10 protein-coding genes are annotated in these 16,358 nt (G+C 71.1%); 9 read left to right on the top strand and 1 reads right to left on the bottom strand.

Translation table 11 applies throughout. The features are described from left to right. The 3 genes from AC3WT6_RS10175 to AC3WT6_RS10165 are packed head-to-tail and all read left to right on the top strand — an operon-like array spanning position 1 to position 7,257. Positions 1-549 (top strand): chemotaxis protein CheW, encoded by a 549-nt coding sequence (locus AC3WT6_RS10175; protein WP_492653463.1) that lies wholly within the window; start codon positions 1-3, stop codon positions 547-549. Beyond that, on the top strand, positions 536-6,781 hold the full coding sequence (locus tag AC3WT6_RS10170; RefSeq protein WP_492653462.1) for an Hpt domain-containing protein: 6,246 nt from the start codon (positions 536-538) through the stop codon (positions 6,779-6,781). Before AC3WT6_RS10175 ends, AC3WT6_RS10170 begins: the two co-directional genes overlap by 14 nt. After that, the gene (locus AC3WT6_RS10165; protein ID WP_492653461.1) at positions 6,778-7,257 is read left to right on the top strand and encodes a chemotaxis protein CheW; all 480 of its coding nucleotides are present in this window, start codon (positions 6,778-6,780) and stop codon (positions 7,255-7,257) included. Before AC3WT6_RS10170 ends, AC3WT6_RS10165 begins: the two co-directional genes overlap by 4 nt. A 30-nt stretch (positions 7,258-7,287) precedes the next feature. Here the strand turns inward: AC3WT6_RS10165 and AC3WT6_RS10160 are convergent, their stop codons facing one another. Beyond that, positions 7,288-8,061 (bottom strand): exodeoxyribonuclease III, encoded by a 774-nt coding sequence (locus tag AC3WT6_RS10160; protein ID WP_492653460.1) that lies wholly within the window; start codon positions 8,059-8,061, stop codon positions 7,288-7,290. Positions 8,062-8,119: 58 nt separating this feature from the next. Here AC3WT6_RS10160 and pyrE point away from each other — a divergent pair, with 58 nt between their 5' ends. From pyrE to AC3WT6_RS10130, 6 genes are all read left to right on the top strand, one after another. Further along, a complete protein-coding gene (pyrE, locus tag AC3WT6_RS10155) occupies positions 8,120-8,767 on the top strand; it encodes an orotate phosphoribosyltransferase (RefSeq protein WP_492653459.1) in 648 nt (215 codons plus the stop codon). Positions 8,768-8,799: 32 nt separating this feature from the next. Beyond that, the gene (locus AC3WT6_RS10150; RefSeq protein WP_492653458.1) at positions 8,800-9,456 is read left to right on the top strand and encodes a DUF4124 domain-containing protein; all 657 of its coding nucleotides are present in this window, start codon (positions 8,800-8,802) and stop codon (positions 9,454-9,456) included. 52 nt (positions 9,457-9,508) lie between these two features. Continuing rightward, positions 9,509-10,096, top strand: a complete 588-nt coding sequence (locus AC3WT6_RS10145) for a Maf family protein (protein ID WP_492653457.1) — start codon at positions 9,509-9,511, stop codon at positions 10,094-10,096. Positions 10,097-10,167: 71 nt separating this feature from the next. After that, positions 10,168-11,628 (top strand): ribonuclease G, encoded by a 1,461-nt coding sequence (rng, locus tag AC3WT6_RS10140; RefSeq protein ID WP_492653456.1) that lies wholly within the window; start codon positions 10,168-10,170, stop codon positions 11,626-11,628. 23 nt (positions 11,629-11,651) lie between these two features. Then, positions 11,652-15,551 carry a YhdP family protein gene (locus AC3WT6_RS10135; RefSeq protein WP_492653455.1) on the top strand — a complete coding sequence of 1,300 codons (3,900 nt, stop codon included), beginning with the start codon at positions 11,652-11,654 and terminating at the stop codon, positions 15,549-15,551. Continuing rightward, positions 15,551-16,357 (top strand): carbon-nitrogen hydrolase family protein, encoded by an 807-nt coding sequence (locus tag AC3WT6_RS10130; protein ID WP_492653454.1) that lies wholly within the window; start codon positions 15,551-15,553, stop codon positions 16,355-16,357. The genes AC3WT6_RS10135 and AC3WT6_RS10130 overlap by 1 nt, the downstream gene beginning before the upstream one ends. The last annotated feature ends 1 nt before the right edge of the window (position 16,358 follow it).

Raw genomic sequence — 16,358 nt, 5'->3', positions numbered from 1 at the left:
ATGACGGTCGAGCTGCAAGCCCTGCGCGACGCGCCCTACGAGCTGCTGGCGGCGCTGGAAGCCCGAGTCCGCTCGGCGCGTCCGGATGTCGCCCAGCGGCGTTCGGAATTCTGGCTGGGCCTGGGTTTTCGCGTGCGCGACCGCTGGTGCGTGGCGCCGCGCGACGACGTCCGCGAAATCATCACTCCGCCGGTACTCACCCGCACGCCCGGCGCCAAACCCTGGCTGCTCGGCGTGGCCAACGTGCGTGGCGGCATTCTGGCGGTGGCCGATCTGGCGCAGTTCCTGGGCCTGCCGCGGCGCGCCGATGCGCCGGGCAGCCGAGTGCTGGTGTTCAATTCGCTGCGGGTGCCGGTCGGCTTTCTGGTCGACGAAGTCGCCGGCCATCGCCAGTTTGCCCTGGCCGATCAGCGGCATGAGTTGATGACCGGCGCGCCCGCCTTCGAGCCCTATCTGCTTGGCGCCTTCGAGCGCGAGGGCCAGCCCTGGCTGGCGCTCAGCTTCAACAAACTGGTGGCCAGCGCGGAGTTTGCCCATGCCGGCTGGTGAGCTGACCCGCCCGCCGTTCCTGATGGCCAATGGCCTGAAGTGGATGCGTGCGGAGATCGACGCCGCCCTGCACCGGGTGCGTCTGCTGCTCGACCAGCACCAGGACGCGCCGCAGGAAGGCGATGCCCTGCGCGACGCCCTGGCCCTGCTGGTGCAGGTCGCCGGCGCGCTGGAGATGGTGCGCAGTATCGGTGCAGCGCTGCTTGCCGGCGAGCTGCGCGCCGCCGCCGAGGATGTGCTGGAAGACCGCGCCGCCCGCCCGGAAGAAACCCTGGCGGCGATCAGCGGCGCCACCCTGCAGCTGTCCGATTACCTCGACGGCCTGTTGCTCGGCCAGCCCGACCGCGCCGCGGTGCTGCAGCCGGTGATTGCCGAACTGCGGCTGGCGCGTGGCCGCCCGGCGCTGACCGAGGCCGATCTGTTCGTCGCCCAGCTGCTGCAACTGGCGCCGGTGCTGCCGGTGCCGGATGAGCCGCCACGGCTGCCCGGCAATGCCGCCATCGTCGCCCGCAAGCTCCTGCAGCCGTTCCAGACCCTGCTGCTGCAATGGCTCAAGGGCCAGGACAGCGACGCCGCCCTGGCGCGGCTGTGCCGGGTCTGCGAACAGCTGGCGGCGCAGGCGACGCTGCCCGGCGTCTATCTGCTCTGGACCGCCTGCGCGGCGGCCACCGATTCCCTGCGCGCCAAGCCGCAGGCCGACTCGCTGGAACTCAAGCGCTGGTTCGGGCGCATGGGCCAGCAGCTCAAGCTCCTGGCCGAACAGGGCGAGGCGGTGGCTGGAGAGCAGGCCGGCGAGACCGTCTGGCGGCTGATCGCCCATGCCACCGCGCTCGACTACAGCGGTCCGCGTTGGCAGCCGCTGTTCGAGGCCCTGCCGCTGATCGGCAGCGTGCCCGCCGAGCCGCAGCTCTCCGAAGCCCGCCGGCGCCTGCGCGGCCCCAACACCCGGCTATTGGAAAAAGTCACCGAGGAAGTGCGCCGCGATCTCGCCCAGATCAAGGACGAAATCGACCTTGCGCGCCGCGCCGGGCGGCTGCAAGCCGATACCTTCACCGGCACCCGCGAGCGCACCTTGCGGGTGGCGCGCACCCTGGCGCTGCTGGGGCTGAATCAGCTGGAACAGGTGCTGGTCAACCAGGCCGCCGGGCTCTCCGAGTTGACCACCGGTGCCGAGGGCGAGGGCCGCTGGATCCGACTGGCTACCGCGCTGTTGACCGTCGAGCACAGCATCGAGAGCGCCCTGCTGCGGCCCTTGCGGCAGCTGCGCCCGGACGGCACCGCGATCCCGGAACTCGAAATCGAGGTGCCGCATTCGCGCGATCTGCACGAGGGCATCGCCGCGCTGCTGCGCGAGATGCTGGTCGACCTCGCCCGCCTCAAGGCCCTGCTCGATGCCTATGTGAAGGACGGCAGCCTGCCGTCCAGCGAGGAGCCGGCGCAGCTGCTCAACGAGGTTGCCGCCGGCCTGGTGATGCTCGACCGCGAGCGTGCCGGCATCCTCGCCGCGCGCCTGGAGCACTGGCTGCGGGTGGCGGCCTTCCCGAAGCTGCGCAGCGACCCTGCCGAGGCGGCGCGCTTTGCCGAGGCGATCACCGGGCTGGAGATCTACATCGAGGCGCTGCGCGACGCGCTGCCCAGCACCGAGCGCCTGCTCGACGAGCTGGGCCTGGCCATCGAACGCCTGCGGTTCAGCGCGCAGGAAGAAGCGCCGGAGGCCACCGATCACGCCGAGGCCGAACTGCTGACGCTGCTGGCGAACACCGAGGCCGAGCTGGCCGCCGGCCCGGCGCCGACACCCGCCGCCGAGCCCGAGGGTCCGTCCGCCGCCGAGGAAGATCCCGAGATCCGCGGCATCTTCCTGGAAGAGGCCGAGGAGGTGCGCGAGCTGCTGCTGCGCGCGCTGCCGGGGTTCCGCCGCGCGCCGCAGAACCGCGAGGGCCTGGCCGAGATCCGTCGCGCCTTCCACACCCTCAAGGGCAGCGGCCGCATGGTCGGCGCCGACCAGCTCGGCGAGCTGGGCTGGGCCATGGAGCAGTTGCTGAACCGCTGCCTGGAAGGCGCGCTGCCGACCAATCCGGCGGTGGTCGAGGCGGTGGAGCAGGCGGTGCATCTGCTGCCGGCGCTGCTCGAGCAGTTCCGTCACGGCCAGCCGCCACAGCCGCAGGCGCAGACCCTGATCGCGCATGCGCAGTTCCTGGCCAGCGGCCGGGCGCCGCAGATGATCGAAGACGAGGTCCTGAGCGTGTTCCGCGAGGACGCCCAGGATCGCCTCGCCTATCTGTCCCAGTGGCTGGAATCCGATAGCTCGCTGCTGGTCGACGCCGAGGCGGTGCGCGCCCTGCACACGCTCAAGGGCAGCGCCGCGGTGGTCAATGCCGCGCCGCTCAGCGAGCTGGCCGCCGCCTTCGAAGCCCTGCTCGAGGGCTTGCGCGAGTCCGAGTTGCCGATCCCGCCGGAGTTGCGCGCGCTGCTGCAGGAGGCGCTGCCGGTGCTGCGCGAGTGGGTGGCGCAGGCCGGTACCGCCGAGCTGCCGCCGGCCAGCGACTGGCTGGCCCGCATCGAGGCCGCGCGCAGCTTCCTGCCGCCGCCGGGCGAGGGCGGTGGCAGCCAGCGCCGCGAGTCCTTCGTCAACGCCGCCTTCGATCACTTGCAGGGCCTGGAGCAGCAACTGATTGCCTGGGCCGGCGCCGCCCAGGACAGCAGCCATGCCGGCCCGCTGGCCAGCGCGACCGAGCAGTTGCAGAGTCTGGCGCGGGACGCCGGCTGCGGCGCGCTGGCGCTCACCTGCGGCGCGCTCGCCGAGCGCCTGAGGCGCCTGGATGGCGACCGGCCCGATGCCCATTTCTTCCAGACCCTGGCCGAGGCGCTGGAGCAGTTCTACCAATATCTCGACCGCTTCCGTGAAGGCAGCCTGCGCGACAACGGCCGCGCCCTGGCCGAGCGGCTGAGCCAGCTGCCGGCACAGGCCGACGCGCCGTCGCCGCCCGCCGAGGTCGAGGTCGAGCCGGCCCAGGTCGAGGCGGTGGCGACCAGCAGCGACGAGCGGATTGAGGTGGTTTCGTTCGCCCGCCCGGAAGCGCCGGTGGCGAGCTTCATTGGCGAAGACGCCGGCTGGATCGAACCGGCGCCGGACTCCGCGCTGGAAGCCACCACCTCCGCCGAGCCGCTGCCGGTGATCGAGCCGCCGGCGCAGCCGCTGGACCCGGAGCTGGCGGAGATCTTCCAGAGCGAGGCCGCCGAGCTGTTCGAGGACTTGCGCGAAGGTCTCGCCGACTGGCGGCTGACCGGTTTGCAGGCGCCGCCGGAGGCGCTGCTGCGCGCGCTGCACACGCTCAAGGGCAGCGCCCGCATGGCCGGCCTGCTGTCGCTGGGCGATGTCGCCCAAACGCTCGAGACCCGGCTCAGCCAGGTCGCCGTCGGCCGCCAGGACGGCGAGCTCACCCACGCCGCGCTGCTGGCGGCGGTGCCGGTGATGGAGCAGGCGGTCGCCGAGGTGCCGGTGCAGCTGGCGCCCGAGCCTGCCGCCGAGCCTTCCGAGTCGGCGCTGTCGGAAACCCTGGCGCCGCCGCCGGCCCCGGTGGTGCCGTCGAGCTTCGACTCCGGCGCCACCCTGGCTGCCCCGGCTCCGGCCTTCGCCGACCCGGCGGGCAGCTGGGACTGGAACGCCGCCGCCACCGAGCCGCCGGAAGCCGAGTACGGCGGCGCGGCCGCGGTGCTGGAGGAGCTGCCGGAGTTGGAAGCGCGCAGCGCCCTGCCGGACATCAACGAGCATCCGGCGCTGAATGCCGAACCCGATGGCGAATTCCTCGGCACGCCGGTGGCGCGCCGCGAGAAGAAGCCGGTGCTGGTCAGCGATGGCGAGATCGACCCCGAGCTGGCCAATATTTTCGTCGCCGAAGCCACCGAGATGCTGGAGGCGATCGACTCCGGGCTGACCTCCTGGAGCCGCGACTACCGCGACGAGGAAGCGGTGCGCGAGTTGCAGCGCGCGTTGCACACGCTCAAGGGCGGCGCGCGCATGACCGGCTTCAGTCACATGGGCGATCTCGCCCATAACCTGGAAACCGAGATCGGCATGCTGGCCCTGCGCGGCACGCCGCCCAGCGGCGACGAGCAGCAGTCTCTGCGCGAGCAGCTGGAGACCATGGAGCATCTGCACGATGCCCTGGCGCGCGGCCATTACACGGTCACCGTGCGCGAGTCGGAAGCGCCGGCGGATGTCGATTTTCCGGTCGAGCTGGAAGCGCCGGCGGCGACCGCCGAACCCGCGCCGCTCAGCGCGCCGATGCCGATGTCGGCGGCACCGCCTGGCTGGCGTGCCGAGCTGTACTGGCGGCCGCAGGAAGACAACAGCCAGGCCAGCGGCCGGCGCGAGCTGGCGCGGGTGCCGGTGGAAGCGCTGGACAGCATGCTCAACGAGGCCGGCGAGATCTCGATCTTCCGCTCGCGTCTGGAGCAGCAGAACGCCGCGCTGCAGGCGCAGCTCAACGAAATGACCCAGACCGTGGTGCGCCTGCGCGAGCAGCTGCGCCTGCTCGATGTCGAGACCGAGGCGCAGATCGCCGCCCGTGGCTTTGGCGCCCAGGGTCCTGACCGCTACGCGCAGGACTTCGATCCTCTGGAGATGGACCGCTACTCGCGCATGCAGGAGCTGTCGCGCGCGCTCGCCGAATCGGTCAACGACTTCGCCTCGGTGAAGACCTCGATGGAGCAGTCGGTCGACGAAGCGCAGGTGCTGCTGCAGCAGCAGGCGCGGGTCGGCGCGGCGGTGCAGCAGGGCCTGATGGCCACCCTGATGGTGCCGTTCTCGCGCCAGGTGGCGCGTCTGCAGCGCGTGGTGCGCCAGACCGCGCAGGAGGAAGGCAAGTACGCCGAAGTGGTGTTCAGCGGCGTCGAGAGCGAGCTGGACCGCAACGTGCTGGAGCGCATGACCGCGCCGCTGGAGCACCTGCTGCGCAATGCCGTGGTGCACGGCCTGGAAACGCCTGAGCAGCGCGCGCTGGCGGAGAAATCGCCGGTCGGCACGGTGATGGTCTCGCTCAAGCGCGAAGGCACCCAGCTGGCGATGGAAATCGCCGACGACGGCCGCGGCCTGGATTTCGGCGCCATCCGCCGCAAGGCCATCGAGAAGGGCCTGATGCCGGCCGAGGCCAAGCTCGCCGACGAGGACGTCGCCCAGTTCATCTTCGAGTCCGGCTTCTCCACCGCCGGCAATCTCACCCAGAACGCCGGACGCGGCGTCGGCACCGACGTGGTGGCCAGCGAGGTCAAGCAGCTGGGCGGCGCGCTGGAACTGCGCTCGGTGCCCGGCAAGGGCACTCGCTTCATCATCCGCCTGCCCTTGAGTCTGGCGCTGTCGCAGGCGCTGATGGTGGCGGTCGGTCACGAGAGCTATGCGCTGCCGCTCACCGCCATCGACGGCATCGCCCGCATTCCGGTGAGCCTGCTGGCGCAGGCCAGCGTTGAAGGCGCGCTGTCGTTCGCCTACGGCGGCCACGACTACCGGGTGCGGCATCTGGCCGACCTCATCGACCTGCCGATCAGCGTGCCGCCGGCCGAGGCGCGCACGGTGCCGGCGGTACTGGTGCGCCTGGGTGAGGGCCTGGGCGGCGGCGAGCGCCGCGCGGCGCTGATCGTCGACGGCCTGCTCGGCAACCGCGAAGTGGTGTCGAAGGCGGTGGGGCCGCAGCTGTCGTCGATCTCCGGCGTCGCCGGCGCCACCATCCTGCCCAATGGCCAGGTGGTGCTGATCCTCGACCCGGCGGCGCTGATCGTCGATCGCGCGCGCCGCAAGCTGATCGCCGAGGCCGCCGCCCGCGCCGCCGCCGGCACCGAGCTGGACGATGGTGATCGCGAGGGTGAGCTGATCCTGGTGGTCGACGACTCCATCACCATGCGTCGCGTCGCCGAGCGTCTGCTGCTGCGCCACGGTTTCCGGGTGATGACCGCCAAGGACGGTCTCGACGCCATCGCCCTGCTGCAAACCGAAACCCCGTCGGCGATCCTGCTCGATATCGAGATGCCGCGCGCCGACGGTTTCGAGGTGGCCAGTTTTGTGCGCAACAGCGAGCGCATCGCCGGCGTGCCGATCCTGATGATCACCTCGCGCTCGGGCGAGAAGCACCGCGCCCGCGCCGCCAGCCTGGGCGTCAACCGTTACCTGATCAAGCCCTACCAGGAAGACCAGCTGATGACCGAGGTTCGTAGCGTGCTGGCGGAGCAGCGGGTATGAGCGAGGCCCTGCAGGTTCCCGAACAGCTCTACTGCGTGCTGCTGGCCCTGCGCGACGACACCCTGGTGCTGCCCAACGCCCTGATCGCCGAGGCGCTGGCGCAGGACAGCCTGGAGCCGGAGCCCGAAGGCGGCGCGCGCTGGCTTGCCGGCCAGGTGAACTGGCGCAACCAGCGCCTGAAGGCGGTGAATTTCGAAACCCTCAACGGCGGCCTCGCCGCGCCGCTCAGCCGGCGCTCGCGCCTGGTGGTGCTGCACGCCCTGGGCGAGCGGCCGGAAGACAAGCCCTATGCCCTGGTCTGCCAGGGCTATCCGCACCTGGTGACGCTGAGCCGGGTGGCGCTGGCGCCGCTGCCGCTGCGCGAGTCGGATCGGCCCGAGTACGTGCTCGCGCGCGTCCGCATCGGCAATTCCGAGGCGCTGATTCCGGATCTCGACCGGATTGCGGAACTGCTCCGGGAAACCTCGGGCGGCTAAAGGGCAGGGGCTGCGCGCCTAGCTAGCCTTTTAGTCGGCGTAATCCACGATCAAGGGAGCGTGGTCTGAAAACCGCTCCGCCTTGTAGACGCTGGCGGACAGCAGGCGCGCTTGCAGCGCTGGCGAGATCACCTGGTAGTCGATGCGCCAGCCGACGTTGTTGGCCCAGGCATTGCCGCGGTTGCTCCACCAGGTGTAGGCCTCGCCCTCTTCGGTGGGATGCAGGCTGCGGTAGGCGTCGACCCAGCCCCATTCGCCATAGAGCTTGTCCTTCCAGGCCCGCTCGTGGGGCAGAAAGCCGGAGTTCTTCTGGTTGCTGCGCCAGTTCTTGAGGTCGAGCTTGGTGTGGGCGATGTTCCAGTCGCCGCAGATCACCACCTCGCGGCCGCTGTTGCGCAGCCGCTCCAGATGCGAAGGGAAGAGGTCCAGAAAGCGATCCTTGCTGGCCTGCCGCTCCGGCCCGGCCGAGCCCGAGGGCAGGTACAGGGAAATTACCGAGAGCTTGCCGAACTGCGCCTCCAGGTAGCGGCCCTCATCGTCGAATTCCGGCGCGCCAAAGTTGTCGATCCAGCGGTCCGGCTGCTGGCGGCTGTAGATCGCCACGCCGGCATAGCCCTTCTTCTTGGCGCTGTGGAAATGCAGCTGCCAGCCCGGCGGGTGGAACAAGGGATCGGCCAGGTCTTCCGGCTGGGCCTTGGTTTCCTGCAGGCAGACATGGTCGGCGCCGCTCTTGGCCAGCCAGCCGAAAAAGCCCTTCTTGGCGGCCGAGCGCAGGCCGTTGCAGTTGAGGGAGACGATGCGCATGGGGTTGGGGTGGCATTTTTGGGACAATGGCGACCCACAGAAGTCTCGCACGAAAGCCATGCTCCCCCACCAGACCGCCTTCCTCGAACTCGCCCTTGAGCACGAGGTGCTGAAATTCGGCCAGTTCACCCTCAAGTCCGGGCGCAGCAGCCCCTACTTCTTCAACCTCGGCAAGATCAGCTCGGGCGCGGCGATGGCGCGGCTGGCACGCGCCTACGCCCAGGCCTTGCAGCTGGCGGGGCTGGAGTTCGACATGCTGTTCGGCCCGGCCTACAAGGGCATTCCGCTGGCCACCGCGGTGGCCTATGCGCTCAGCGAGCAGGGCCGCGACGTGCCCTACGCCTACAACCGCAAGGAAGCCAAGGATCACGGCGAGGGCGGCACCCTGGTCGGCGCGCCGGTCCAGGGGCGGGTGGTGATCGTCGATGACGTGCTCACCGCCGGCACCGCCCTGCGCGAGGCGGTGGCGATGATCCGCGCCGCCGGCGCCAATCCGGTGGCAGCGGTGATCGCCCTGGATCGCATGGAAAAGGGCAAGGGCAGCCTCTCGGCGGTGGCGGAGATGGAGGCCGACACCGGCGTCAAGGTGATTCCGCTGGTGACGGTGCGCGAGGTTCTTGCCTACCTGCGCGCCCAGGGCGCGGCCGGTCCGGAGGGCGTGGTGGAGGCCATCGAGGCCTACCAGGCCCGCTACGGCGTAAACTGAGCGCCAGGATTCTTCAGCTAGCGGAAGGCAGCATGTCCGGGCGCAGTGACATCGACGGCGGGGTTTCGCGGGGCGCGTGGCGCCGGCTGCTGCCGGCCTTGCTGCTGGGTCTGCTGGTGCTGGCTCCCGAGGCCGGCGCGGCGGAAGGCAAGAAGCTCTACCGCTGGGTCGATGAAAAGGGCCAGGTCCATTTCGGCGACAAGATTCCGCCGCAGGACTCCAAGCAGGGGCGCGAAACGCTCAACCGCCAGGGTCTGGTGACCAGCGCGGTGCCGCGCGAACCCACCGCCGAGGAGCTGGAGCAGCAGCGCGCCGCCCAGGCCGCCCGCGAGGAGGCCGCCCGCCGCGCGGTGCTCGACCGTACGCTGCTGCAGTCCTATACCAGCGTCGCCGAGTTGCAGGCGGCGCGCGAGGAGCGCATCGCCACCATCGACGGCCGCGCCGTGCTGGCCCGCAAGGCGGTGGCCGACAACGAGAAGATCCTTGAGGAGCTGCGCGCGCGAGCCGACGGCAAGCCGCCGCCGCCGGAGCTGGCCAAGCAGATCGAGACCTTCGAGGCTTCGCTGGTCGACAACCTGCAGCTGGTGCAGCGCCTGGGCGAGGAGCGCAGCCAGACCGAGGCGCAGTTCAGCGTCGACATCGAGCGCTTCAAGCTGCTGCGCGCCGGCAAGATCAAGCCGGGAGACTGAAGCCGCGGCGGTAGCGGGCGTTCGCGCCCGGCTGGCCGCCCGACCTGCCGTCATGACCGCCGCTCCCTTCGTCCTGGCCTCCCGCTCGCCGCGCCGTGTGCAGCTGCTGCGCGAGCAGGGTTATGTCTTCGACTGCCTGCCGGTCGACCTGCCGGAAGTCCCCGCGCCCGGCGAGGCGCCGCTCGCCTATGCCCGCCGGCTGGCGCTGGACAAGGCGCGCGCCGCCCACGCCCGCAGCGGCCGGCCGGCGCTGGGTGCCGATACCGATGTCAGCCTCGATGGCCGCATCCTCGGCAAGCCGCGCGGCGCCGAGGACGCCTGCGCGATGCTGCTGGCGCTGTCCGGCCGCAGCCATCAGGTGATCAGCGCGGTGGCCCTGGTCGATGGCGCCCGCGAAGAGGTGGTCGCGACCCGTACCGAAGTGGAGTTCGTGAGCCTGGACCGCGCGCAGGCGCTGGCCTATTGGGCCAGCGGTGAGCCGACGGACAAGGCCGGTGCCTACGCCATCCAGGGTCTGGGCGGGCGCTATGTGCGCGCCCTGCGCGGCAGTTACAGCGGCGTGGTCGGCCTGCCGCTGGCGGAAACCGCTGAACTGTTGGCGCAATTCGGCATCCATCCGGGGCCGGTCGCCGCAGTCTGAGCCGTACCGGCGGTGACCGGCGTGCCGGTTCTCGGCGACTATTCAGCCCTGACTATCTACCATCGGTCCTCATGACCACCGAAATACTCGTCAACATCGGGCCCCAGGAGACCCGCGTCGCCCTGGTGGAGGGCGGCTCGGCGCAGGAAATCCACATCCAGCGCGCGCACCGCTATGGCCTGGTCGGCAATGTCTACAAGGGCGCGGTGAAGCGGGTGCTGCCGGGCATGCAGGCCGCTTTCATCGACATCGGCCTGGAGCGCACCGCTTTTCTGCACGTCAACGACATGCTGCGGCCGGAGGGTTCGCCGCCGGACGCACCGCCGCCGCCGGTGGAAAGCCTGCTGCACGAAGGCCAGCATGTGCTGGTGCAGATCGTCAAAGACCCCTTGGGCAGCAAGGGCGCGCGGCTCACCACCCTGATCTCGCTGCCCGGCCGCTATCTGGTGATGCTGCCGTTCGAGAAGCACGTCGGCGTCTCCGCCAAGATCGAGGACGAGGCCGAGCGCGAGCGCCTGAAAGAAGTCATGGAGCGCCTGGCGCCGCAGCTCGCACCTTACTGGGGAGTGATCGCCCGCACCGCCGCCGAGAGCGCCAGCGAGGAGGCGATCTCGCACGACATGCGCTTCCTGGTGCGGCTGTGGGCCGACATCGAGCGGCTGGCCGCCGAGAGCAAGCCCGGCACCCTGGTGCACGGCGACCTGCCGCTGTCGATGCGCATCCTGCGCGATCTGATGGATGCCGAGGTCGAGCGCATCCGCATCGACAGCCCGGCGGAATGCCAGCGCGTGCAGGAGTTCGCCAAGGTGTTCGTGCCCGAGGCCGAGACCCGCATCGAGTGCTACGACGGCCAGGCGCCGATCTTCGACCTCTATGGTGTGGAGGACGAGATCCAGCGCGCCCTGGAGCGCAAGGTGGAGCTGAAGTCCGGCGGCCATCTGGTGATCGACCAGACCGAGGCGATGACCACCATTGACGTCAACACCGGCGCCTTCACCGGCCATCGCAATCTCGAAGAGACGGTGCTGAAGACCAATCTGGAGGCGACCCAGGCGATCGCCCGCCAGCTGCGGCTGCGCAACCTCGGCGGCATCATCATCCTCGACTTCATCGACATGCCCAATGCCGACCACCGCGCGCAGGTGCTGCGGGCGCTGGAGCGCGAGCTCTTGCGTGACAAGGCGCGCACCCATGTGCATCCGTTCTCGCCGCTGGGCCTGATCGAGATGACCCGCAAGCGCACCCGCGAATCGCTGGGCCACATCCTCACCGAAACCTGCCCCAGCTGCGGCGGCCGTGGCCACATCAAGACCGTCGAGACGGTCTGCCACGACATCGCCCGCGAGGTGAAGCGCGCCGCCCGCCAGTACGACGCCAAGAGCTTCCTGGTGCTGGCCAGCCCGCCAGTGATCGAGAAGCTGCAGGAGCAGTCCGGCGGCCTGGCCGAGCTGGAGGCGCAGTTCAAGCGCCCGATCCGGCTGCAGTCCGAGGCCTATTACCCGCAGGAAAACTTCGACGTGGTGCCGGTATGACGGGCGCCGCCCCAGGCCGCTAGGTGGAGCGCCGCAAGCGCCGCTGGTGGACCCGCGGCATCACCTGGCTATCGGCCCTGGTGGTGCTGGCGGCGACGCTGTCCGGCCTGTTCCAGCTGGCGGTGCTGGCCGCGCCCGGCTATCGCGACGATCTCGCCGCCCGGGTTTCTGCCGCGGTCGGCCGGCCGGTGCGCATCGGCGGCATGGAGCTGGCCTGGCGCTGGCTATGGCCGCAGTTGCAGCTGAGCGGCGTCGAGCTGGTCGGCGACGATGGCCAGAGCACGGTGCTGGCGGTGGAGCGCCTGCGTCTGGGCTTCGCCGCCGCCGATTTGTTGCACGGCCGGCTGGTGCCGGCGCGCATCGAGCTTTCCGGCCTGCGCCTGGAGCTGAATCTAAGCGCCGACAACCAGCTGCGCCTGCGCGGCATCGCGCCCGGCGCCGAGCCGCCGGATCTGCGCAAGCTGCTGCGCGAGCTGCGCCGCTTTGATCGCCTGCGCGCCCTGCGCGTGCAGGCCCTGATATACGACGCCCGGCTGCCCGGCCGGCCGCTGCCGCTGCAGCTGGCGCAGGCCGATCTGCGCATCGTCAGCGGCGCCAGCGAGGGCTTCGAGCTGCGGTTGGAAGCCGAGGCCGGCGAGCTGCTCGCCGAGCGCCTGAAGCTGCGCGCCGGCTTTACCGGCGCCTTCGACCAGCCCGAGCACTGGCGTGGCCGCTGGAGCGCCGAGGCCAGCGGCCTGCGCCCCGGCGCCTCGCTGCTGGCGCGCCTGCCGATGACCCTGCCGCTGAGCCTGGAGCAGGCCGAGCTGAGCGCGACCGGTGACTGGGCCGAGGGCGTGCCTGCCGCCAGCACGCTGGAGCTGAAGGCCGGGCGGCTGCTGCTGGGCGGTGCGCAGCCGCTGTCGTGGCAGGACTTCGCGGTACGGCTCGCCTACCAGCCACAGGCCGGCGGCGGCAGTCTGGAGTGGAGCGGTCTGGGCCTGAGCGGCGCCCGCGGCGCCTGGCCGCTCAAGGCCACCGGCCGCCTGGGCTGGCGCCGCGAGGGCGGACAGTGGCGCACCGACGGCAGCGCCGACTTCCTGCGCCTGGACGATCTCGCACCCTGGCTGGCGTTGCTGCCCAGGCTGACGCCGGAGCGCGCCGCGCAGCTCGCCAGCCTGCGCGGCGATGCCCGCGAGCTGAGCGGCCGCTACGAGCCGCAGACCGAAGCCGCGCCGCGTTACGCGCTGGCCGCGGTGCTGACCGGCTTTGGTTTTGGCGGGCCGGAGGAAAACGGCGTCAGCGGCCTCTCCGGCCGGCTGAGCGCCGACGAGACCGGCGGCCGCTTCGAGCTGCGCGGCGAGCAGGCGCGTCTGCGCCTGCCCAAGACCTTCGAGGCGCCGCTGGCACTCGACCGCCTGCGCGCCAGCCTGAGCTGGAGCCACGAAAGCGAGGGTTGGCGCTTGCAGGCACCGGATCTCGCCTGGGGCCTGTTGGGCAGCGAGGGCGAGGCGGCGCTGGATCTGCGCCTGCCGCCTGGCGAGTCGCCACGCCTGAAGCTGGAGGCGCGGCTCAAGGCCGCCGACGCCGCGCGCCTGAAGCCCTTGATGCCGCTGCGCTGGGGGGCGCATCTGCGCGACTGGCTGCAGCAGTCGGTGGTGCGGGCGCGGGTGCCCGAGGCCCTGCTGCGCATCGACGGGCCGCTCGCCGACTTCCCCTTCCACGCCCGGCCCACCGGCAGCTGGTCGCTGGAGATCAGCGTTGCCGATGCCCGTCTCGACTACCAGCGCGACTGGCCCGGCGTCGACCGGGTGCGGGCGCAGCTGAAGTTCGCCGGCAACGGCCTGAGTTTCGAGGCCGAGCGCGGCCTGATCTCCGGCGTCGAGGTGCTGGACGCCAGTGGCAGCATCGAGGATTTCTCCACCGGCAGCCTGCGCATCGCCGGCCATACCCGTGGCGACGCCGGCGCCTATTACAGCTTTCTGCGCGGTTCGCCGCTGGCGACGCGCTTGGCCGGGCTGGTCGGCCATACCGAGGCCGAGGGTCTGGCCGAGGCCGAGGTGCAGCTCGACATCCCCCTGCATTCCAATCTCGGCCAGAAGCTGGCGGTGGGCGGACTGGTGCAGCTGCCCGGCAATGTGCTGCACCTGACCGATCTGGAAGAGCCGGTGCGCGACATCCAGGGTGCGCTGCGCTTCAGCACCAAGGGAGTTGCCGCCGAGCGCCTGGTCGCCAGCTATTACGGCGCGCCGGTGCAGGCGCTGATCGCCGCCAACGCCGAGGGCCACGACGAGTTGCAGGCGCGAGTGCCGGTGGACTTCGACGCCGAGCGCGGCATCGCGGCCCGCTTCGTGCCGCGCTGGGTGCGCGAACGCCTGGACGGCCGCGCCGAGGCCGAGCTCCGGCTGCCCTTGAGCGGCCCGCGCGCCGGTCGCATCCGCATCAGCACCGAGCTGCGCGGCGCCGGTTCGCGGCTGCCGGTGCCGCTGGCCAAGCTGCCAGAGCAGGCGCTGCCGCTGGTCGTCGAGGTCAGCGGCGACGAGCGGGTGCCGCTGGCGCTGAAGCTGGACCTGCCGGCGCGCATGAGCCTGGCCCTGCGCTTCGCGCGCGAGCGCGGCGAGCTCCTGGCGCGCGGCATCGGCGTGCGCCTGGGCGGCGGCGAGGTGAGCGCGCCCGAGCAGGACGGCATGGTCATCTCCGGCCGCGCCGATCGTCTCGATCTTGCCGCCTGGATCGGCCTGCTCGGCTCAGGTTCTGGCGACGAACTGCCGCTGCACGGCGCCGAGATCAGCGTCGCCCACCTGCAGGCCGCCGGCTACGAGCTGCCGGAGGCGCAGCTCAAGGCCAGCCGCGCTGGCAATGGCAGCTGGCGGGTGCTGCTCGACGGCGCCAGCGGTGCCGGCAGTCTGGACTGGTTGCGCAATGGCAATGGCGATCTGGGCCGGCTCAGCGGCCGCTTTCAGCGCCTGCGCCTGCTGCCGATGCCGGCCGCCGAGAAAGTTGGCGACGCGCCACCGACGCCGGCCGACGCGCCCAGTGCGGTGATCGACCCCAACCGGGTGCCGACGCTGGATTTCGTGGTCGACGCCCTCAACATCGGCGGCGAGAACTTCGGCCGCCTGCAATTGCAGAGCGAGCGCCTGGCCGGCGGCCAGCGGCTCAAGCAGATCCGGCTGGAGGGCGGCGTCGCCAACTTAAACGGCGAGGGCGAGTGGAAGCGCCAGCAGAACGCCTCCAGCGCCCGCGCCAGTTTCGAGCTGGGCAGCACCGACATCGCCGCCGTCCTGCGCGGCTTAGGCTTTGCGCCGACCCTGTCGGGGCGCTCGGCGCGCTTTCGCAGCCAGCTGGTCTGGGCGCCGGCCGCGCGTGGCCTGGAGTGGTCGCAGGCGCAGGGTCAGGTCAGCCTGGAAGCCGGCGACGGCGCGCTGCGCACGGTGGAGCCGGGCGGCACCTCGCGGGTGCTGGGCCTGCTCAACTTCTATGCGCTGCCCAAGCGGCTGACGCTGAACTTCCGCGACGTGCTTTCCAAGGGCCTCAACTACGACCGCATCGACGGCCAGTTCGAGTTGGCCGGCGGCAATGCCCGCACCCAGAACCTGGTGGTGCGCAGCCCCTCGCTACGGGTGGAGGTGCGCGGCCGCATCGGTCTGGCCGCCCACGACTACGACCAGCAGGTGACCATCTACCCGGATGTCTCCGGCGTGACGCTCGGCGCCCTGCTGTTGGGCGGTGCCTCGCTGGCCGCCGGGCCGGTGATGCCGCTGGTGGCGCTGATCGCCAACCAGGTGCTGGACAAGCCGCTCGGCGAGGCGACCCAGATCGACTACCGGCTCACCGGCAGCTGGGATAATCCGGAGATTCGCAAGCTCGACGGCTCCGAGATCAACGGCGAGTCGCGCAAGCCCGAGCCGCCGCCGGCCGCCGCCGGCAAGCCAGGAGGCCCCTGATGAAAGCCGCGGTGGTGCAGATGAATTCCGGCGCCGAGCTGGGCGCCAACCTGGCGCAGGCGCAAGGCCTGCTGGAACAGGCGGCGGGCGCGGGCGCGGTGCTCGCGGCGCTGCCGGAGAACTTCGCCTTCATGGGGGCGAAGGAGCGCGACAAGCTGGCGCTGGCCGAGGCCGACGGCATCGGTCCGATCCAGGACTGGCTGGCCGCCACCGCCGCGCGACTGAAGCTCTGGATCGTCGCCGGCAGCCTGCCGATCGCGGCGCCGGATGGCCGTGTTTACGCCGCCTGCTGCGTCTACGGTGCCGACGGGGTGCGCGCGGCGCGCTACGACAAGATCCACTTGTTCGATGTCGATGTCGGCAATGGTGAGGTTTATCGCGAATCCAACAGCATCGCGCCCGGCGCCGTCGCCCCGGTGGCGGTGGATACGCCGCTGGGTCGGCTGGGACTGTCGATCTGCTACGACCTCCGCTTCCCCGAGCTGTACCGCGCGCTGGTGGCCGAGGGCTGCACCCTGTTCTGCGTGCCGGCCGCGTTCACCGCCAGGACCGGCGCGGTGCACTGGCACACGCTGCTGAAGGCGCGGGCGGTGGAGAACCTCGGCTATGTGCTGGCGCCGGGCCAGTGCGGCTCGCATCCCGGCGGGCGCGGCACCTATGGGCACTCGCTGATTCTCGATCCCTGGGGCGAGATCCTGGCCGAGGTGGTCGCCGACGCGCCGGGCTATGCGCTGGCGGAACTCGATCGCGAACATCTGCAAGCGGTGCGTGCGCGCTTTCCGGCGCTCTCGCACCGGCGGATGTAAA

The sequence above is a fragment of the Stagnimonas sp. FW305-C-60 genome, from assembly GCF_058782965.1.
The sequence above is the reverse complement of the archived record's forward strand: the minus strand, read 5'-3'. Positions and strand labels throughout refer to the sequence as shown.